Raw genomic sequence first — 19,642 nt, forward strand, 5'->3', positions numbered from 1 at the left:
AGGCCGCGGGCGCGCCGCATTGGTTCGGCATTCTATGCGGAATCGGGCCGCAACCGCACGGCTCTCGCCGCGCACCGGGTCGCCGGACGGTAGAATGGCGGTTTTGCGCCGCAGCGTCCCCGCTCCCCTGTCATGACTCAATTCCGCATCGCTCCCAGCATCCTGTCGGCCGACTTTGCACGGCTCGGCGAAGAAGTCCGCAATGTAGTCGCCGCCGGCGCCGACTGGATTCACTTCGACGTGATGGACAACCATTATGTGCCGAACCTGACGATCGGCCCGCTCGTCTGCGAGGCGATCCGCCCGCACGTGCAGGTGCCGATCGACGTGCACCTGATGGTGCGCCCGGTCGACCGGATCGTGCCCGATTTCGCGAAAGCCGGCGCCAACCTGATCAGCTTCCACCCGGAAGGCTCGGACCACATCGACCGTACGCTGTCGCTCATTCGCGATCACGGCTGCAAGGCCGGCCTCGTGTTCAATCCGGCCACGCCGCTGAACTATCTCGATCACGTGATGGACCGCCTCGACTTCGTGCTGCTGATGTCGGTGAACCCCGGCTTCGGCGGCCAGTCGTTCATTCCGGAAACGCTGAACAAGCTGCGCGAAGCGCGCGCCCGCATCGACGCTTACACCAAGCGCACCGGCCGCGAGATCCTGCTCGAGGTGGACGGCGGCGTGAAAACCGACAATATCGCGGAAATCGCAGCGGCCGGCGCGGACACCTTCGTCGCGGGTTCGGCGATCTTCGGCAAACCCGACTACCGCGAGGTGATCGACGAAATGCGCGCCGCGCTCGCCACTGTCGAGCGGAGCTGACGCCGTGGCCGACTCCTCGCTTGCCGGTCACGCACCGGCTACAGCCGACGGCCCGATCCGTTTTGCGACGCCGCGCATCGACGCGGCGCTGATCGATCTCGACGGCACGATGGTCGACACGGCCGACGATTTCACGGCCGGGCTGAACGGGATGCTCGCGCAGCTCGGCGCGCCGGCCACATCGCGCGACGAGGTGATCGGCTACGTCGGCAAAGGCTCCGAGCATCTGATCCAGAGCGTGCTGAAGCCGCGCTTCACGCCCGACGAAGCGCACGCGCGCTTCGACGACGCGCTCGCGATCTACCAGACCGAATACGCGAAGATCAACGGCCACCATACGCGCCTCTATCCCGAGGTCGCAGCCGGTCTCGACGCGTTGCGCGCGGCCGGCATCCAGCTCGCGTGCGTGACGAACAAGCCGCACCGCTTCGCGGTCGAGCTGCTCGAGCAATACGGGCTGATCGATCGCTTCGGCATCGTGCTCGGCGGCGACAGCGTCGCGTGCAAGAAGCCCGATCCGCTGCCGATGCTGACGGCCTGCGATGCGCTCGGCGTCGCGCCGGACGCGGCGGTCGCGATCGGCGACTCGGAAAACGACGCGCTGGCGGGCCGCGCGGCTGGGATGGCGACGCTGACGGTGCCGTACGGCTACAACCACGGCAAAGCTATACAAACGATAAATTCGGATGGTATAGTCAATTCGTTGCTGGTCGCAGCCCGCGCGATCACCGCGCACAACGCCGGCCGGCCAACCATCTGATTATTTCTTCCATCCGCATGTTTCTGAATAAAAAACGGAGTCTGAGCAGCATCGACCGGGGAGCCTGGCCCTGGCGTCGCTGGTCGCGCTAACCTCTTCGATGAGGTACGCTGAGGCTCGTCTTCAGCGCCGTTTTTTATCTCGCTGCGCATCCGCGCGCCGATCGTCGCACCACCTCGAGTTCTACCGCGCCCGAACGCTTGCGTTCAGGATCGGCCGCAGGCTCGCGACGTTCACGCCCGGTATGCCGGCCGGCAACAGGCACTTCTCGATCGACCGCCCTTTCGCCGACGGCAGCCCGCGCAGCGTCAAGTGATCCCTGGCGCACGCCGCCGCTCGTCCCGAACAGGACCGGAACATGACCGAACTCGAATTCCAATCGCTTGCGAACGAAGGCTACAACCGCATCCCGCTGATCGCGGAAGCGCTCGCCGACCTCGAAACGCCGCTGTCCCTCTACCTGAAGCTGGCCCAGCCTGAACGCGCGGGCGCCAACTCGTTCCTGCTCGAATCGGTGGTCGGCGGCGAACGCTTCGGCCGCTATTCGTTCATCGGCCTGCCCGCCCGCACGCTGGTGCGCACCCGCAACGGCGTGTCCGAAGTGGTGCGCGACGGTCAGGTGGTCGAGACGCACGACGGCGACCCGTTCCAATTCATCGAGTCGTTCCAGGCGCGCTTCAAGGTCGCGCAGCGCCCGGGCCTGCCGCGCTTCTGCGGCGGCCTCGCCGGTTATTTCGGCTACGACGCGGTGCGCTACATCGAGAAGAAGCTCGCGAACACGGCACCGCGCGACGATCTCGGCCTGCCCGACATCCAGTTGCTGCTCACCGAGGAAGTCGCGGTGATCGACAACCTCGCCGGCAAGCTCTACCTGATCATCTACGCGGACCCGGCCCAGCCCGAGGCCTACACGAAGGCGAAGCAGCGCCTGCGCGAACTGAAGCAGCGCCTGCGCACGACCGTGCAGCCGCCCGTGACGTCGTCGAGCGTGCGCACCGAGACGTTCCGCGAGTTCAAGAAGGACGACTACCTCGCCGCCGTGCGCCAGGCGAAGGAATACATCGCGGCCGGCGAACTGATGCAGATCCAGGTCGGCCAGCGGCTGACGAAGCCGTACCGCGACAATCCGCTGTCGCTGTATCGCGCGCTGCGTTCGCTGAATCCGTCGCCGTACATGTATTACTACAACTTCGGCGATTTCCATGTGGTCGGCGCGTCGCCGGAAATCCTGGTGCGCCAGGAACAGCGCGGTGAAGACCAGATCGTCACGATCCGCCCGCTCGCCGGCACGCGTCCGCGCGGCAACACGCCCGAGCGCGATGCGGAACTCGCGACCGAACTGCTGAACGATCCGAAGGAAATCGCCGAGCACGTGATGCTGATCGACCTCGCGCGCAACGACGTCGGCCGCATCGCGGAAATCGGCTCGGTGCAGGTGACCGACAAGATGGTGATCGAGAAGTACTCGCACGTGCAGCACATCGTCAGCTCGGTCGAAGGCAAGCTGAAGCCCGGCATGACGAACTACGACGTGCTGCGCGCGACGTTCCCGGCCGGCACGCTGTCCGGCGCGCCGAAGGTGCGCGCGATGGAACTGATCGACGAACTCGAGCCGATCAAGCGCGGGCTGTACGGCGGCGCCGTCGGCTACCTGTCGTTCTCGGGCGAGATGGATCTCGCGATCGCGATCCGCACGGGCCTGATCCACAACGGCAACCTATATGTGCAAGCGGCGGCCGGCGTCGTCGCCGACTCGGTGCCCGAATCCGAATGGCAAGAGACCGAAAACAAGGCGCGCGCGGTGCTGCGTGCGGCCGAACAGGTCCAGGACGGCCTCGATAGCGACTTCTGACCGGAGACTGACCATGCTGCTCATGATCGACAACTACGACTCGTTCACCTACAACCTGGTCCAGTACTTCGGCGAACTGGGCGAGGACGTTCACACGTACCGCAACGACGAAATCACGCTCGACGACATCGCGCGCCTGAATCCCGACACCATCTGCCTGTCGCCCGGCCCCAGCAACCCGCAGCATGCGGGCATCACGCTCGACGTGTTGCGCGAGTTCGCGGGCAAGAAGCCGATCCTCGGCGTCTGCCTCGGCCACCAGGCGATCGGCGAAGCATTCGGCGGCCGCGTCGTGCGCGCGAAGACCATCATGCACGGCAAGGTGAGCCGGATCGAAACCGACTGCCGCGGCGTGTTCGCGGATCTGCCGAAGCATTTCGACGTCACGCGCTACCACTCGCTCGCGATCGAACGCGAATCGCTGCCCGACTGCCTCGAGGTGTCCGCCTGGACCGACGACGGCGAGATCATGGGCGTGCGTCACAAGACGCTGCCGGTCGAGGGCGTGCAGTTCCACCCGGAATCGATTCTGTCCGAGCACGGCCACGCGCTGCTCGAGAATTTCCTGAAGCAGCATCGCGCAGCGGCCCGTGCGGCCGCGCCGGCTGCCTGACGGGAGACGCACGATGACGATTACCCCGCAGGAAGCGCTGCAGCGCACGATCGAGCACCGCGAAATCTTCCACGACGAGATGCTGCACCTGATGCGGCTCATCATGCGCGGCGACATGTCGCCCGTGATGGCGGCCGCGATCATCACCGGGCTGCGCGTGAAGAAGGAGACGATCGGCGAGATCGCCGCTGCCGCGACCGTGATGCGCGAGTTCGCGAACCACGTCGAGGTGCAGGACAACTCGAACTTCGTTGACATCGTCGGCACGGGCGGCGACGGCGCGCACACGTTCAACATCTCGACCGCGTCGATGTTCATCACGGCGGCGGCCGGCGCGAAGGTCGCGAAGCACGGCAACCGCGGCGTGTCGAGCAAGTCCGGCAGCGCCGACGTGCTCGAGGCGCTCGGCGTGAACATCGACCTGCAGCCCGACCAGGTTGCGGCGTCGATCGCCGAAACAGGCATGGGCTTCATGTTCGCGCCGAACCATCATCCGGCGATGAAGAACATCGCGGCCGTGCGCCGCGAGCTTGGCGTACGGACGATCTTCAACATCCTCGGCCCGCTGACCAATCCGGCCGGCGCGCCGAACCAGCTGATGGGCGTGTTCCACCCCGACCTCGTCGGCATCCAGGTGCGCGTGATGCAACGCCTCGGCGCGCAGCACGTGCTGGTTGTGTACGGCAAGGACGGGATGGACGAGGTGTCGCTCGGCGCCGCGACGCTCGTCGGCGAATTGCGCGACGGCCAGGTGCACGAATACGAGATCCATCCGGAGGACTTCGGCCTGCAGATGGTGTCGAACCGCACGCTGAAGGTGGAAAATGCCGAGGAATCGCGCACGATGCTGCTCGGCGCGCTGGACAACCAGCCGGGCGTCGCACGCGAGATCGTCACGCTGAACGCGGGCACCGCGCTCTATGCGGCCAATATCGCCGAATCGATCGCGGACGGCATCCAGCTCGCCCGCGAAGCGATCGCGAGCGGCAAGGCACGCGCGAAAGTCGACGAACTCGTGCGCTTCACACAGCAGTTCAAGCGCTGACTCCCCTTACGAATCAAGCAGGAACCCACATGAGCGACATTCTCGACCGAATCATCGCCGTCAAGCGTGAAGAAATCGCGGCGGCCATGCGCAGCACGCCGCTCGAGGCACTGAAACTGGAAGCGTCCGCGCGTGACCTGCGCGACTTCGTCGGCGCGCTGCGCGCGAAGCAAGCGGCCGGCAACGCGGCGGTGATCGCCGAAGTGAAGAAGGCCAGCCCGTCGAAGGGCGTGCTGCGCGAGCATTTCGTGCCGGCCGACATCGCGCGCTCGTATGCAGCCCACGGTGCCGCGTGCCTGTCGGTGCTGACCGACGAGCAGTTCTTCCAGGGCAGCGTCCGCTATCTCGAGGAAGCACGCGCGGCCTGCACGCTGCCGGTGCTGCGCAAGGACTTCATCGTCGATGCATACCAGATCCTCGAAGCGCGCGCGATGGGCGCCGACGCGATCCTGCTGATCGCGGCCGCGCTCGACACGCCGCTGATGCAGGACCTCGAGGCGTATGCGCACTCGCTCGGCCTCGCGGTGCTGGTCGAAGTGCACGACCGCAACGAGATGGAACAGGCGCTGACGCTGAAGACGCCGCTGCTCGGCATCAACAACCGCAACCTGCGCACGTTCGAGACGACGATCCAGACCACGCTCGACATGCTCGACATGATTCCGCCGGACCGCATGGTCGTGACCGAGTCGGGCATCCTGTCGCGCACCGACGTCGACACGATGCGCGCGGCGAACGTGAACGCGTTCCTCGTCGGCGAGGCGTTCATGCGCGCCGACCAGCCGGGCGAGGAACTCGCGCGGATGTTCTTCTGATGGCGATCGAAAAGGAAATCAAGCTCGCGCTGCCGGCTGGCCAGGCCGATGCCGCGCGGCGCTTTTTCGCGACGCTGACCGGTGAAGCCGGCGACGTCATCACGCTCGCGAACGTCTACTACGACACGCCCGATCTCGCGCTGGCCCGCTCGAAGAGCGCGGTGCGCGTGCGACGCACGCCGCACGGCTGGCTGCAGACCTTCAAGACGGTCGGCAGCGCGGAAGCCGGCCTGCATCGCCGCCATGAATGGGAAATGCCCGTCACCGGCGATGCGCTCGAAATCGATGCACTCGTCGCCGCGTGCGACGTGCCGGACGCGGCCGTCGCACTGCGCGACGCGGCGCCCGCGCTGCACGCGCTGTTCCGGACGGATTTTTCGCGTACGCTGTGGCGCATCGCAATCGGCGGCGCAACCGTCGAGGCCGCGGTGGACGTCGGCGAGATCATCGTCCAGACGGAAAACGACACGCGCCGCGAACCGATCAGCGAAATCGAACTCGAACTGATCGACGGCCCGGAAGCGGCGCTCGCGACGCTCGCCACCGAACTGCAGCAAGCGCTGCCGGGCCTCGCCCCCGAAAACATCAGCAAGGCGCAGCGCGGCTACCGGCTGCGCGCGCAATAAACACGCATCACGCATGGCAACCCGCAAGACTCTCCGCACGCCGCAGCAGGCGTCGCTGTTCGACGATCCCGTGCCGGAAACGGCGCTGGACGCTGTTCCCGCTCCGGCGCCCGTGCCGGCCGCATCCGGGCGCAAGCCCGCGAAGAAGGCCGCGGCAGCCGCCCCGGCTTCCGCCGCGCCGCAGCCCGTTGCCTCGGACGTCCCGCATCTGGCCGCACAATTCGACGCGCTGCCGGCCGTCTGGCGCGACGTGCTGAAGCCCTTCACCGACAGCGACGCCTACGCGCCGCTGTGCCGCTTCGTCGACGACGAACGCGCGGCCGGCAAGACGGTCTACCCGACCGACGTGTTCCGCGCGCTGCGCCTGACGAGCCCGGACGACGTGAAGATCGTGATCCTCGGCCAGGACCCGTACCACGGCGACGACCGCGGCACGCCGCAAGCGCACGGCCTGGCATTCTCGGTGCCGCCGGCCGTCCGCACGCCGCCGTCGCTGCGCAACATCTTCAAGGAAATCGCCGCGAATTTCGGCCACGACACGCCGCGCCACGGCTGCCTCGACACCTGGGCACGCCAGGGCGTGCTGCTGCTCAACACCGTGCTGACGGTCGAGCGCGGCGCGGCCGCAAGCCACGCGAAGCGCGGCTGGGAACAATGCACGGACACGCTGATCCGCGAACTGGCCAGCCGCCATCGCGGGCTCGTGTTCATGCTGTGGGGCGCGCATGCGCAGGCGAAGCGCACACTGTTCGATGCGAACGCGCACTGCGTGCTCGAGGCACCGCATCCGTCGCCGCTGTCCGCTCACCGCGGCTTCCTCGGTTGCCGCCACTTCGCGCTCGCGAACGACTATCTGGTCGACGCGGGCCGCCAGCCGATCGACTGGCGCCTGCCGGAGGTGGCCGAGACGCTCGCGTAACCGCGTTCCGCTCCCCGCTTTCGCCCCCGCCATGCAAAAACGCCGCGCCCCTTTCGGGACGCGGCGTTTTTTCATCGGACCAGGCAGCGGGTGCGATGCACCCGCGCCGGCCTTATGCGGCAGCGATCGCTTCGCGTGCGCCGGCGAGCGCGGCGCTCTGTGCATCCGGCCCGAGGTTCAGGCCTTCAGCGTGGATGAAGTTCACGTCGGTCAGGCCGATGAAGCCGAGGAACGAGCGCAGGTACGGCGTCTGGCTGTCGTTCGGCGTACCCAGGTACTTGCCGCCGCGGGCCGTCACCACGTGAACCTTCTTGCCCTTGATCAGGCCTTCCGGACCGTTCTCGGTATAGCGGAACGTGACGCCGGCACGTGCGATCCAGTCGAAATACGACTTCAGTTGCGACGAGACGCCGAAGTTGTACATCGGCGCGCCGATCACGATGATGTCGGCGGCTTGCAGTTCGGCGATCAGTGCATCGCTCTTGGCGACGATCGCATTCTGTTCCGCGGTACGCTGGTCGGCCGGCGTGAAGAATGCGCCGAGCACCGATTCATCGAGGTGCGGCAGTGCATCGGCCAGCAGGTCGCGAACCACAACCTTCGCGCCGGGGTTCGATTGTTGCAGCTTTGCCGTCAGTTCGTTGGCCAGCAGCGTGGATTGCGCACCTTGCGAACGCGCAGCGGAATTGATTTGCAGAATGGTCGTCATGTCAGGCTCCAGTTTGGCTGCGCTTCGGTAGCGCGAGTGAAGCCATTGTGCGTGTCCGCAGCGCCGCGAAAAAGCGGGTTCACGGCGACGGATTGTTGCAATAGCAGAACAATCCTCGATCGCGCCCCGTAACCCGCTCCCCGCTCCCGCGCTCAGCCCTTCAGCCAGGCTTCCCGGGCCTTGTGCGCGGCGGCCGGCTTTGCGGCCGCCGTCAGCCGGTAGCGTGCGACTTCCGGACCGTCCAGCTTCAACTTCGCGGTCCGCAGTTCGTCGCGGCGGAATGCGTGCACCTCGACCTTGTCGCCCGGCCGGTAGCGTGCGAGCAGAGAGTCCAGGTTCGAGCCGGTGACGCGCAGCCCGTCGAGCGCGATCAGCGTGTCGCCGGCCGACAGCCCCGCGCGATGCGCGCCGCCGCCTTCGTAGATCGCCGCCAGCGTGCAGTCCGCGCCGCCGCGCAGGCGCGCGCCGATGGTCGGCTTCGCGGCCGCGCCGGACGCGACTTCGGGCGCGAGTGTCACGCCGAACGGCGCAAGCAGCTCGGCGAGCGGCAGGTCGCGCGTGCCATGCACGGCGTCGGCGAACAGCCTGCCGAGCGCGACGCCCGTCGCTTCCTCGATCAGCGCCTCGACCTCGTCTTCCGCGACGCCCGCCTGCTTGCCGCGATAGAAATCGCGGCCGTAGCGTTGCCACAGCAGACGCATCACGTCGTCGAGCGACTTGCGGTTGCGCGTCTGCGCACGAATCGCGAGATCGAACGCGAGCGCGACGAGTGAACCCTTCGTGTAGTAGCTGACGATCGCGTTGGTCGCGTTCTCGTCCTGACGGTAATACTTGATCCACGCGTCGAACGAGCTTTCTGCGACGCTCTGCTTCAGGCGCCCCGTGCCGCGCAGCACGCCGCCGACCGTGCGGCCGAGCGCCGCGAAATATTCGTCCTGCGACATCAGCCCGCTGCGCACGAGCATCAGGTCGTCGTAATACGACGTGAAGCCCTCGAACAGCCACAGCAGTGACGTGTAGTTTTCCCGCGCAAGGTCGTACGGCACGAACGCGGCCGGCTTGATGCGCTTCACGTTCCACGTATGGAAGTATTCGTGGCTGCACAGGCCGAGATAGGTGCGATAGCCTTCCGTGGTTTCCGGCCGCCCCTTCACCGGCAGATCGGTGCGGTTGCAGATCAGCGCGGTCGACGCCCGATGCTCGAGGCCGCCGTAGCCGTCGCTGACCGCGAGCGTCATGAACACGTAGCGGTCCATCGGCGCCTTCTTCGATTTCGGCTCGAACAGCGCGATCTGCGCTTCGCACACGCGCTTCAGGTCGGTGCGCAGCCGCTCGAGGTCGAGCTGCGTCACGCGTCCGGCGATCACGATGTCGTGCGGCACGCCGTGCGCGTCGAACGTCGCCAGCGCGAATTCGCCGAGCGTCACCGGATGGTCGGCGAGCTCGTCATAGTTCGATGCGCGATACGCGCCGAAGCCATAGCGCTTGGTACCGCGCGCCTCGGGCAGCGAGGTGCCGACGCGCCACGTGCGGAACGCCGGGCCTGCCGGTTTCGAAATGTCGACTTCGCACGGCGCATCCTCGCGGCCGGCGACGCTCAAGAATACGGCCGTGGCGTTGAAGAAGCCGCCCGAGTCGTCGAGATACGCGGAGCGGACCGACAGGTCCCATGCGTACACGTCGTAGCGCAGCGTCAACGCGCCGTTCACCGGCGCGGCCTGCCACGTGTTCTTGTCGGTTTTCGCGATCCGCACCTTGCGACCCGCGTCGTTGAACGCGGCGAGCGTCACGATGTTGCGCGCGAACTCGCGCACGAGATAGCTACCCGGAATCCATACCGGCAGCGCGAAGCGCTGGCCTTCGGGATCGGGGTCGGCGACCGTCACCGACACTTCGAACAGGTGCGCGGCAAGATCTTTCGGGACAATCGAATAACGGATCGGCTGGGTCATCGTGGCAATCGGTCGAAAATCGGACGAAATACGGCGGCGGAAACGAAGAGAGGCGCCGGCAGATACCGCGGGCGCCCCTCGCTGGCCGGACCGTGCGGCCCGGCATGTCGGTCGGTTACTTGCTCGACGCGAGCGCCTGGTTCAGCTGGTCGGCCGACACCGCGCCCGGCAGGCGACGGCCGTCGGGCAGGAAGATCGTCGGCGTGCCCGTGACGTTCATCCCGCGGCCGAGCGCGAGGTTCTTGTCGAGTGCGGTCGTATCGCAATTGCCGGCGCCGGACGGTACGCGATGGTCGAGCATCCAGCCCTCCCAGGATTTCGCACGGTCGGTCGCGCACCAGATCACCTTCGACTTCGCGGTCGAATCGGGCGACAGCACCGGGTACAGGAACGTGTAGACGGTCACGTTGTCGATCGACTGCAGCGTCGTCTCGAGTCGCTTGCAGTACGGGCAATTCGGATCGGAGAACACCGCGATCTTGCGCGCGCCGTTGCCCTTGACGACCTTGATCGCGTTCGCGAGCGGCAGGCTCGCGAAGTCGATCTTGTTGAGGTCGGACAGGCGCGCGTCGGTCAGGTTCTTGTGCGTCTTGGTATCGACGAGATCGCCGAGCAGCACGTAGTCGCCGGCTGCATCGCTATAGATGATCTGCGAGCCGAGGTTCACTTCGTACAGGCCCTCGACCGGCGATTTCGATACGCTCTTGATCGGCGCGTCGCTGCCGAGACGCGTTTGCAGCGTGGCTTTCAGCTTGTCGGTGGTTTGGTCGGCCTGCGCGGTGCAGCCGAGCGTCGCCATCGTGACGGCCAGCGCCAGCGATGCGATGCGGATCGTTTTTTTCATCCTGTGGTTCCTTCAGCTCAATCGGAGTGCTCGGCACAGTGTACGCCGTAACGGAACGCTGTCCGACCCGCAACACGCGCGAAGGTTCGATCAGCCGAGCGCGGCCGACACGAGCCAGCGCTTCACGAGCGGCTGCGCACCGACGAAGGCCATCCCCGCGTTGCGTACCGCCTTCGCAAACGAGCCGGGCACCGCGAACAGCCGCTGCAGCCCGTCGGTCGCGACCATCAGTGCGCGAATGTCCTCGCGGCGCGAACGCTCATAGCGGCGCAGCAGCACCGTATCGCCGAGGTTGCGGAAGCTTTCCTTGTTCGCGATCGCGTCGGCGAGCGCCGCGACGTCGCGCAACCCGAGATTCATCCCCTGCCCCGCGAGCGGGTGGATCAGGTGCGCGGCATCGCCGACGAGCGCGACGCGCGGGGCGATCAGCTTGTCGACAGTCTGCAGTGCTAGCGGGAAGCCGGCGGCCGGCGTCACGCATTCGAGCGCGCCGACCCGGCCGTGCGACACGCGCTCGACCTCGGCCGCGAGTTGCGCGGGATCGAGCGCGAGCAATTCGTCCGCGTGTGCGGTGTGCGCGGACCACACGAGCGATACGTGGCCGTCCGGCAGCGGCAGCAGCGCGACGATCTCGCCGTCGCAGAACCATTGGCTCGCGGTCTCGCGATGCGGAAGCGACGCCTTGAAGTTCGCGACGACGCCCGTCTGCCGGTAATCGCGTCGTTCGACCTTGGCCCCCATTTGGGAGCGCACCCACGAATGCGCGCCGTCCGCACCGACCACGAGGTCCGCTTCGAGCACCTGCCCGGACGACAGCGTCAGCACGGCCGCGTCGTCGTGCACGTCGAAACCCTGCGCGCGCGCATCGAACCACGTGAGGTTCGGCTGGAATCGCAGCGCGGCATCGAGCGACGTCTCGATCAGCGACGATTCGGCGATCCACGCCAGCTGCGGCACGGAAGCCTGGTATGCGGAGAAATGCAGTTCCGCCTGCGCATCACCGTACACGCGCATGTCGTAGACCGGTGCGAGCCGGCCATGGTCGAGCGCCTGCCAGACCCGCAGTCGCTCCAGCAACGCCTGCGAACTGGACGACAGCGCGTAGATGCGCGTGTCGAACGCGAGATCGGCGGGGCGCGGTGTCGCCGGCTGGGCGAGCAAGGCGGTCTTGTAGCCGGACTGGGTCAGCGCGAGCGCGGCCGTCTTGCCGACGAGCCCGCCGCCGACCACGGCGACATCGAAGGTGTGGTGGGCAGTCATGGCGGGCATTATAGCCGCGGGGCCAATCCCTTACGCGGCCGGACTTTGCGGGAAATCAGCAGAATCGCGGGCGACGCCGGCAACGCGGCGGCCCGTCGCATCGGCCGTTCGGGCCGAGCCCGGAAACCGGGGCGTCGGCACGGTACAATAGCGCCTTTGAACGTCGGCCCGCCGCGTCCCACGCGCCGGCCGTCCCTATTTTCCCGCGCCGCCGTGCCTTGTCCGGCCGCGCCGCTCCACCCGTCCGAAGGATTCCATGAGTCTCAAATGCGGCATCGTCGGCTTGCCCAACGTCGGCAAGTCCACCCTGTTCAATGCGCTGACCAAGGCCGGCATCGCCGCCGAGAACTACCCGTTCTGCACGATCGAGCCGAACGTCGGCATCGTCGAAGTGCCTGACACGCGTCTGAAGGCGCTCGCCGAAATCATCAGTCCCGAGCGCGTCGTGCCGGCCGTCGTCGAATTCGTCGACATCGCGGGCCTCGTCGCAGGCGCGAGCAAGGGCGAAGGCCTCGGCAACCAGTTCCTCGCGAACATCCGCGAAACCGATGCGATCACGCACGTCGTGCGCTGCTTCGAGGATGACAACGTCATCCACGTCGCCGGCAAGGTCAGCCCGATCGACGACATCGAAGTGATCAACACTGAACTCGCACTCGCCGACCTCGGCACCGTCGAGAAGGCGCTCACGCGCTATTCGAAGGCCGCGAAGTCGGGCAACGACAAGGAAGCGGCGAAGCTCGTCGCGGTGCTCGAGAAGGTGCGCGCACAGCTCGACCAGGGCAAGGCCGTGCGCAGCCTGTCGCTGTCGGACGACGAACAGGCGGTGATCAAGCCGTTCTGCCTGATCACCGCGAAGCCGGCGATGTACGTCGCGAACGTGAAGGACGACGGCTTCGAGAACAACCCGCACCTCGAAGCGGTGCGCAAGTACGCTGAAGCCGAGAACTCGCCGGTGGTCGCGGTGTGCGCGGCAATCGAGGCGGAAATCGCCGATCTCGACGATGCGGACAAGGAAGCGTTCCTCGCCGACATGGGCATGGAAGAGCCGGGCCTCGACCGCGTGATCCGCGCGGGCTTCAAGCTGCTCGGCCTGCAGACCTACTTCACCGCTGGCGTGAAGGAAGTGCGCGCGTGGACGATCCACATCGGCGACACGGCGCCGCAAGCAGCCGGCGTGATCCACACCGACTTCGAGCGCGGCTTCATTCGCGCGCAGACGATCGCGTTCGACGACTTCGTCACGTACAAGGGCGAACAGGGTGCGAAGGAAGCCGGCAAGATGCGTGCGGAAGGGAAGGAATACGTCGTGCACGACGGGGATGTGATGAACTTCCTGTTCAACGTCTGACGCATCGACCGACGCTGTTTCGTGCAGTGTCACGGTAACCAGGGAAAGCCCGCGGAAGTCGCGGGCTTTTTTTCATTTCGAACTGATTCATGAAGGTTTGCGGGAAGCGCTCGCGGATAACCTTTTCGTCATTTCCTTCGTCGCCGCCGTTGCACAGATCGCCTGTGCCGCAGGTCGCATCGAGCCATTGCTCCACGCGTTACGCGTCGATTTTTCGCATGATGCGTCGCGCGCCCTCTTCCACTGTGCGATCTGCGCGTCGAGCGCCTTCTTGCGCCCCGGTCGCTCGCTCACCTGTTTGTCGACGACCCGCTGCAAATCCCGCTCGGCGACGATCTGATCGCGCCACGCGCAAAAATTCATGCTCGCCTGGTTCGAGTTACAGTCCCTGAGCAGCGCGTTGACCTCGCTGGCCGGCAAACCGCTGTGCACCGCTATCTCGTCCGCTGGCGTCGGGTCGGCAAATGCATTCGTCGACACCAACACGAGCAAACCGGTCATGACCGTTCTCACTGGGCCCTCAGTTGTGACCGAAACGGCGCCGATTCGAGCCGACGCTGGTTAACAAGCCCATTCGAACGAACGGGCGGCAGGCGACGCCCGTTCTCGTCTCGCGGATGAATCCAAATCAAGCTCTCATTCGCCATCTACCGCCCTCCCGGCGCGACCGCTGACGCGAGTCGACTTCATCATTTACTTCGGTTGTCGATGCGCTCAATGTATGAAGTTGCCGTGGGCGATGAAATCAGACGAGTTAGATTTTGCGAGTCCTGATGTCAATGATTGCGCCGTGGTGCTGAACGCCCTACGGTGCCACGTTAAGTGCCTCCGTTTGCTGGTGCAAAACAAATGGCCCGATCGGCAAATGCCGATCGGGCCATTTTCACGACGGGAATCCCCGTGCCTACCGACAGCGAACGCTCAGGCCGGCAGCCACGTCGTCAATTCGTCATCACATCGCCGACACGCGCCGCCCCGCCCCCGCCCGCGCATCGCGACCGCGCTTGTTCAGCCACGAAGCAAACAGCACGATCAACGCAAGCACGGCCGTCGCGCCCACTTCCATCCGGTGCTCCTCGCTGACGAACATCACGGTCAGCGTGCCGCAGATGAACAGGATCACCGCCCATGTGAGCCACGGGAACAGCCACATCCGCAGTGTCAGGTCGGCGCCGCTCGATTCGAGCGTCTTGCGCATCCGCAGTTGCGAGATCGCGATCACCAGATACACGAGCAGCGCGATCGCACCCGACGTCGCGAGCAGGAAGCCGAACACCTGCTCCGGCATCAGGTAGTTCGCGATCACGGTCAGGAAGCCGAATGCGGTCGAGGCGAGCACGGCCGCGCGCGGCGTGCCAGTCGAATCGGTGCTGTGCAGGAACGCGGGCGCGTCCTTGCGCTTGGACAGCGAGAACAGCATCCGCGATGCGGTGTACAGCGCGGAATTCAGGCAGCTCGCGACCGACACGAGCACGATCACGTCGATGATCGCCTTCGCGTTCGGAATCCCGATCAGCTCCATCGCGCGCTGATACGAGCCATGCTTCGGCAGCAGCGGATCGTTCCACGGCACGATGGCCGCGACGACGAGGATCGAGCCGAGATAGAACAGCGTGATACGCCAGATGACGGAATTCGTCGCGCGCACGATCTGGCGTTGCGGGTTGTCCGACTCGGCGGCTGCGATCGTCACGATCTCGGTGCCGAGGAACGAGAACATCGTCGTCAGCATCGCCGCAAGCACCGCACCGGCGCCGTTCGGCATGAAGCCCTGGTGCGCAAACAGGTTCGACACGCCCGACACGGCCGGCGCGGGCACGATGCCGACGATCGCCGCGCCGCCGATGCACAGGAACACGACGATCGCGACCACCTTGATCAGCGCGAACCAGAATTCGAATTCGCCGTAGTTCTTGACCGAGAAGAGGTTGGTGATCGTCAGCAGCAGCGTGATGCCGAGCGCGAAGATCCAGGTCGCGACGCCCGGGAACCACGCATTGAGAATGGTCGCGGCGGCCGTCGCCTCGATCGGGATCACGAGCACCCAGAACCACCAGTACAGCCAGCCGATGGAGAAGCCGGCCCAGTGGCCGATCGCACGATCGGCATAGGTCGAGAACGAGCCGCTGTCGGGATGCGCGACGGCCATCTCGCCGAGCATGCGCATCACCAGTACGACCAGGGCGCCCGCGATCGCATACGCGAGAATCGAAGCCGGGCCGGCTTCCGCGATCGCGTGGCCGGAGCCGACGAACAAGCCCGCGCCGATGACGCCGGCAATCGACATCATCGTCACGTGACGCTGCTTCAGACCCGTGCCGAGGCCTGTCTTGCTTCCACTCATGTGTCTCTCTCCAAAAAACGGTTCCGGTATGACCGGGTGTCGCGTGAAGGCGGCGCGGGGAATTGTCGTTGTTGAATCCGGCGGCCCGCCGCGCGTGCGCGGCATGCAGGCAGGGAGCCGGATCGAGCCTGTTCCGGTCGGGGCGCGACGCACTCTGCGAAGCTGCGGGTGCGATGCGGCGCACGAAGCGCCGGCGCATCGCGTGCGCCCTTTCCGTCGGCTGTCGGTCAGCCGCCTTCGAAGCGAAGGAGTGTAAGCATCAAACGGTTCTTCACTAAGAACCAATTGAAGAATTTCGATGGAACCACTTGTTGCATCGATGCGAACCGATGCAACAAGTGGTCCGGTTCGGCAGCGGTTCGGGAGCCGCTGGATGAGGAGATTGCCGTCGATGCAGGTGCGCCCGGCATCGCGCCGTACAGGCGCGGCCAAAGACACTCGCGTGCCCCGCCGGTGCCGCGCCGAATGCTCAGTTCGCGCCGTTCGCCCCTGCGTCCCGCCATTTGGCCGGCACGATCGCGTGCCATTCTCGCAGAAGCAGGTTTTTCACGGCGTCGGGATGCGCGGCCGACAGGCGCACCAGCACGATCGGCCAACCGGCATAGTGGTCGGTCACGTAATACACGTCGGGTTCCGATTCGATCAGCCACGCACGCTCGTCGGGGCCGACGCCCGTCACGACGAGCGTGTCGCCGTCCTCGCGCAGGCGCGCGAGCATCTTGCCCCTCACCTTGAGGGCGGGCGTGCCGTACGACGTGGCCTCCTCGACGCCCCGCCATGCCAGCGCGATCTGCCGAACTTGGTCGAATGTCACGATGCGCCTCCGTCCGTCGATGATCGACGTTCCGGCCACCGTAGCGGAAATCGTGGATAACGCCTGGCCGCGAGGCGTCTGACCGTGCGCTCGGCGACGCGTGGCTAGCGGCCGGCCGCGCGCGCCGCCGCCGGCGCGCGGCCGGTAGTGGCAACGATCGCGAACGCGATCGCATTGGCGGCCGCGCTGGCCAGGATCGGCACGAGATAGCCGCCGCCCGCGTCGTAGATGAAGCCGGCCGCGGCGGGCCCGATCAACGTGCCGAACGCGACGCTCGTGTACAGCACGCCGATGATCGCGCTCACGTTGCGACCGCCGAAGTAGTCCATCACGACGGCGGGCAACACGGCAACCCAGCCGCCGTAGAACACGCCGAATACGAGTGCGAACGCGGCCAGCCTCGCGACGGTCCCGGCGCCGGCCCATGCGACGAGCGCGACGGCCATGCCCGCGAACATCGCGAGCAGCGACGCGCGGCGGCCGAAGCGATCGGCAAGGCCGCCGAGGAAGAAGCGCCCTGCGGTGCTGCCGACGCCGATCGCGCCGAGCAGCAGCACGGCCGTCGACGGCGCGACGCCATGATCGAGCGCATACGGCACGAGGTGCACGAACGGCACGAAGACACCGAACGAGCACACGAGACACGCCGCGTAGAGACTCGCGAACGGCCGCGACGTGACGGCCTCGCGCACGGTCGCGCCGGCAGGCACCGATGCGGCGGCGCCACGCGCTCCGTCGCCCGAATGCGCACGCGCCGCATCGCCGTCGGGCACCAAGCCGCGTCCGCGCGGATCGTTCTCGATCAGCAGCGACATGCCCACGCCCACCACTACCGCGATCGCCGCCAGCGTGACATACGCACCGCGCCAGCCGACGTGCGCGATCAGCGCGGACGCGAGCGGCGGCATCACGAGCGTGCCGACGCCGATCCCCGCGACCGCGAGCCCCGACGCGAAGCCGCGCCGGCGCACGAACCAGCGTTGCACGGCACCGACGGCGGGCACGTATGCGCAACCGACGCCGAGGCCGACACCGAGCCCGTACGCGACATAGACCTGCAGCAGGGTATGCGCGGCACCGGCCGCCGCGAGACCTGCAGCCGTCAACAGCATGCCGGCGACGGCGAGCCGCCGCGAGCCGAAGCGATCGGCGAGCGGGCCGCTGATGATGCCGAAGCCGAAATACAGGAAGCCGGCCAGTGAAAACACGAGCGAGATCTGTCCGCGCGACGCAGCGAAATCCCGCTGCAGCGATTCGACGAACGCGCTGAACGTGTACGCACTGCCGAAGCCGACGAACGTGACGGCGAACGCGGCCGCCACCACATACCAGCCGTAAAAGACGCGCGATGCGCGCGGGCCGTTCATGACGGTGCTCCTCTCAGGTTCAGCCGGGCGCCGCGCGGCGCCCGGATTGCCTCATGGATATAGATGACCTATGTTGATCGCATCGACCGCGTAAATGCCGGCCACGACGATACGATCCAATGCAACAAAGGTACTCGCGCATACCCGTCGCCTCAAACGATATTTCATCGGCCTTTCGCTTTAGAAAAACTCAATGATCCGTTCCCGTCTGCCACCGCTCAACGCGTTGCGTGCGTTCGAGGCGGCCGCCCGCCACCTGTCGGTGAAATCCGCGGCCGAGGAGCTGTCGGTCACGCCCGGCGCGGTGAGCCAGATGATCCGTACGCTCGAGACGCACCTCGGCGTGCAGCTGTTCGAGCGCGTGAACCGCGGCATCCTGCTGACCGCCGCAGGCCGCGACTACCTGCCGCCCGTGCGCAACGCGTTCCGGCAGATCGCCGACGCGTCGCAGCGTGTGTCGGGCGCCGCCGACAGCGGCGTGCTGACGGTGAGCGTCACACCGTTTTTCGCGTCGGCATGGCTCGTGCCGCGCCTCGCGCAGTTCCGCGACGCGTGCCCGGACGTCGACCTGCAGATCGTCGCGAGCCACGCGCTCGCCGATTTCTCGCGCGACGGCGTCGACGTCGCGATCCGTCACGGCCTCGGCCGCTACATCGGGCTGTGCAGCGAACGACTGCTGACGGTGGAGATCGTCGCGCTTGCGGCGCCGGAACTCGTCGCGCGGCTTGGCATGCCGGCCACGCCCGCCGACCTGGCCGGATGGCCACATCTGCACGACGCCGAGCGCAAGGGCTGGCACATCTGGTTCGACGCGCAGCGGATCGACGATTTCGGTCCGCCGCGCGGCCCCGCGTTCGATGATTCCGGCCTGTTGCTGCAGGCGATCCTCGCCGGTCAGGGCGCGGGCCTGCTGCCGGCGGCGATGGTGCGCAACGAGCTCGCGAGCGGCCGGCTCGTGCAGCTTGCCGACGTCGCATGGCTCGACGACTTCGCGTACTACCTCGTCTATCCGCCACATCATGCGGAACGGTCGAAGGTCGCCGCGTTCCGCCGGTGGATTCTCGATGCCGCGCAGGCCGACGGCGCGGCATCGATGACGGGCGCCGCGTAGCGTCGCTGCGCCGTACGGCTGCGGCACCGATACGCAGCCGACCCGCTAACATCCGGCCCGGGCCGTCGGCCCGCCATCGACAGCAGCTAACAACATCCGGAGAGAGACCATGCCTGCCCTGCTCCGCCGCACGACGCGCATCGCGACGCTGTCGGCCGCGCTGTTCGTCGCGTGCGCCGCCCTGCCGCCTCCGGCGCATGCATATCGCGCATCGCCCGGCTATGGCTACGGCAACGAAGCCGACCTCGACCGGCACGACACGTACCGCAATCGCGACGGCGACACCGTCCATGCGCCGGCTCATTCGAAATCGGGCCGCGTGCCCGACGGCGCGAGCGCGCGTTGCCGCGACGGCACCTACAGCTTCAGCCGCCATCGGCGCGGCACCTGCTCGGGGCACGGCGGCGTCGCCGCGTGGCTGTGACCGCAGGGGCGGCCGAA

19 protein-coding genes are annotated in these 19,642 nt (G+C 66.7%); 11 read left to right on the top strand and 8 right to left on the bottom strand.

The window, feature by feature from the left end; all coding sequences use genetic code 11:
- Positions 1 to 132: 132 nt before the first annotated feature.
- The 8 genes from rpe (at position 133) to GEM_RS14900 (ending at position 7,449) form a co-directional block, all read left to right on the top strand.
- Positions 133 to 819 carry a ribulose-phosphate 3-epimerase gene (gene rpe / locus GEM_RS14865; RefSeq protein ID WP_014898205.1) on the top strand — a complete coding sequence of 229 codons (687 nt, stop codon included), beginning with the start codon at positions 133 to 135 and terminating at the stop codon, positions 817 to 819.
- Positions 820 to 823: 4 nt separating this feature from the next.
- Positions 824 to 1,579 carry a phosphoglycolate phosphatase gene (locus GEM_RS14870; protein ID WP_014898206.1) on the top strand — a complete coding sequence of 252 codons (756 nt, stop codon included), beginning with the start codon at positions 824 to 826 and terminating at the stop codon, positions 1,577 to 1,579.
- 358 nt (positions 1,580 to 1,937) lie between these two features.
- Positions 1,938 to 3,431 carry an anthranilate synthase component I gene (gene trpE, locus GEM_RS14875; RefSeq protein ID WP_014898207.1) on the top strand — a complete coding sequence of 498 codons (1,494 nt, stop codon included), beginning with the start codon at positions 1,938 to 1,940 and terminating at the stop codon, positions 3,429 to 3,431.
- A 13-nt stretch (positions 3,432 to 3,444) separates the two neighbouring features.
- A complete protein-coding gene (locus GEM_RS14880) occupies positions 3,445 to 4,044 on the top strand; it encodes an aminodeoxychorismate/anthranilate synthase component II (protein ID WP_014898208.1) in 600 nt (199 codons plus the stop codon).
- Positions 4,045 to 4,057: 13 nt separating this feature from the next.
- On the top strand, positions 4,058 to 5,089 hold the full coding sequence (gene trpD / locus GEM_RS14885; RefSeq protein WP_014898209.1) for an anthranilate phosphoribosyltransferase: 1,032 nt from the start codon (positions 4,058 to 4,060) through the stop codon (positions 5,087 to 5,089).
- A gap of 29 nt (positions 5,090 to 5,118) precedes the next feature.
- Entirely contained in the window at positions 5,119 to 5,904 is a 786-nt protein-coding gene (trpC, locus tag GEM_RS14890; RefSeq protein WP_014898210.1) for an indole-3-glycerol phosphate synthase TrpC, read from the top strand.
- The gene (locus GEM_RS14895; protein ID WP_014898211.1) at positions 5,904 to 6,530 is read left to right on the top strand and encodes a CYTH domain-containing protein; all 627 of its coding nucleotides are present in this window, start codon (positions 5,904 to 5,906) and stop codon (positions 6,528 to 6,530) included. The genes trpC and GEM_RS14895 overlap by 1 nt, the downstream gene beginning before the upstream one ends.
- Positions 6,531 to 6,543: 13 nt before the next feature.
- Positions 6,544 to 7,449: a uracil-DNA glycosylase gene (locus GEM_RS14900; protein WP_014898212.1), complete on the top strand. Its 906-nt coding sequence runs from the start codon at positions 6,544 to 6,546 to the stop codon at positions 7,447 to 7,449.
- A 112-nt stretch (positions 7,450 to 7,561) separates the two neighbouring features.
- Here the strand turns inward: GEM_RS14900 and GEM_RS14905 are convergent, their stop codons facing one another.
- The 4 genes from GEM_RS14905 to GEM_RS14920 all read right to left on the bottom strand — a co-directional run bounded on the left by GEM_RS14905 (position 7,562) and on the right by GEM_RS14920 (position 12,223).
- Positions 7,562 to 8,158, bottom strand: a complete 597-nt coding sequence (locus tag GEM_RS14905; RefSeq protein WP_014898213.1) for an FMN-dependent NADH-azoreductase — start codon at positions 8,156 to 8,158, stop codon at positions 7,562 to 7,564.
- Between the two features lie 152 nt (positions 8,159 to 8,310).
- The gene (locus tag GEM_RS14910; protein ID WP_014898214.1) at positions 8,311 to 10,110 is read right to left on the bottom strand and encodes a M61 family metallopeptidase; all 1,800 of its coding nucleotides are present in this window, start codon (positions 10,108 to 10,110) and stop codon (positions 8,311 to 8,313) included.
- 115 nt (positions 10,111 to 10,225) lie between these two features.
- Positions 10,226 to 10,954, bottom strand: coding sequence for a DsbC family protein (locus GEM_RS14915; protein ID WP_014898215.1), 729 nt, complete (start codon positions 10,952 to 10,954; stop codon positions 10,226 to 10,228).
- A 90-nt stretch (positions 10,955 to 11,044) separates the two neighbouring features.
- The gene (locus tag GEM_RS14920; RefSeq protein ID WP_014898216.1) at positions 11,045 to 12,223 is read right to left on the bottom strand and encodes a UbiH/UbiF family hydroxylase; all 1,179 of its coding nucleotides are present in this window, start codon (positions 12,221 to 12,223) and stop codon (positions 11,045 to 11,047) included.
- Positions 12,224 to 12,470: 247 nt separating this feature from the next.
- Here GEM_RS14920 and ychF point away from each other — a divergent pair, with 247 nt between their 5' ends.
- Positions 12,471 to 13,565, top strand: coding sequence for a redox-regulated ATPase YchF (gene ychF / locus GEM_RS14925; RefSeq protein WP_014898217.1), 1,095 nt, complete (start codon positions 12,471 to 12,473; stop codon positions 13,563 to 13,565).
- Positions 13,566 to 13,652: 87 nt separating this feature from the next.
- Here ychF and GEM_RS14930 read toward each other — a convergent pair whose 3' ends face one another.
- The 4 genes from GEM_RS14930 to GEM_RS14945 form a co-directional block, all read right to left on the bottom strand.
- The gene (locus GEM_RS14930) at positions 13,653 to 14,066 is read right to left on the bottom strand and encodes a lysozyme inhibitor LprI family protein (RefSeq protein ID WP_014898218.1); all 414 of its coding nucleotides are present in this window, start codon (positions 14,064 to 14,066) and stop codon (positions 13,653 to 13,655) included.
- Between the two features lie 451 nt (positions 14,067 to 14,517).
- On the bottom strand, positions 14,518 to 15,909 hold the full coding sequence (gene gabP / locus GEM_RS14935) for a GABA permease (protein WP_014898219.1): 1,392 nt from the start codon (positions 15,907 to 15,909) through the stop codon (positions 14,518 to 14,520).
- A gap of 469 nt (positions 15,910 to 16,378) precedes the next feature.
- Positions 16,379 to 16,723: an MmcQ/YjbR family DNA-binding protein gene (locus tag GEM_RS14940; protein WP_014898220.1), complete on the bottom strand. Its 345-nt coding sequence runs from the start codon at positions 16,721 to 16,723 to the stop codon at positions 16,379 to 16,381.
- Positions 16,724 to 16,827: 104 nt separating this feature from the next.
- Entirely contained in the window at positions 16,828 to 18,090 is a 1,263-nt protein-coding gene (locus tag GEM_RS14945; RefSeq protein ID WP_014898221.1) for an MFS transporter, read from the bottom strand.
- Positions 18,091 to 18,283: 193 nt separating this feature from the next.
- Here GEM_RS14945 and gcvA point away from each other — a divergent pair, with 193 nt between their 5' ends.
- On the top strand, positions 18,284 to 19,201 hold the full coding sequence (gene gcvA / locus GEM_RS14950; protein WP_014898222.1) for a transcriptional regulator GcvA: 918 nt from the start codon (positions 18,284 to 18,286) through the stop codon (positions 19,199 to 19,201).
- Positions 19,202 to 19,310: 109 nt separating this feature from the next.
- Positions 19,311 to 19,625 carry a DUF3761 domain-containing protein gene (locus tag GEM_RS14955; protein WP_014898223.1) on the top strand — a complete coding sequence of 105 codons (315 nt, stop codon included), beginning with the start codon at positions 19,311 to 19,313 and terminating at the stop codon, positions 19,623 to 19,625.
- The last annotated feature ends 17 nt before the right edge of the window (positions 19,626 to 19,642 follow it).

The sequence above is a fragment of the Burkholderia cepacia GG4 genome (assembly GCF_000292915.1).
GTDB lineage: Bacteria > Pseudomonadota > Gammaproteobacteria > Burkholderiales > Burkholderiaceae > Burkholderia > Burkholderia cepacia_D.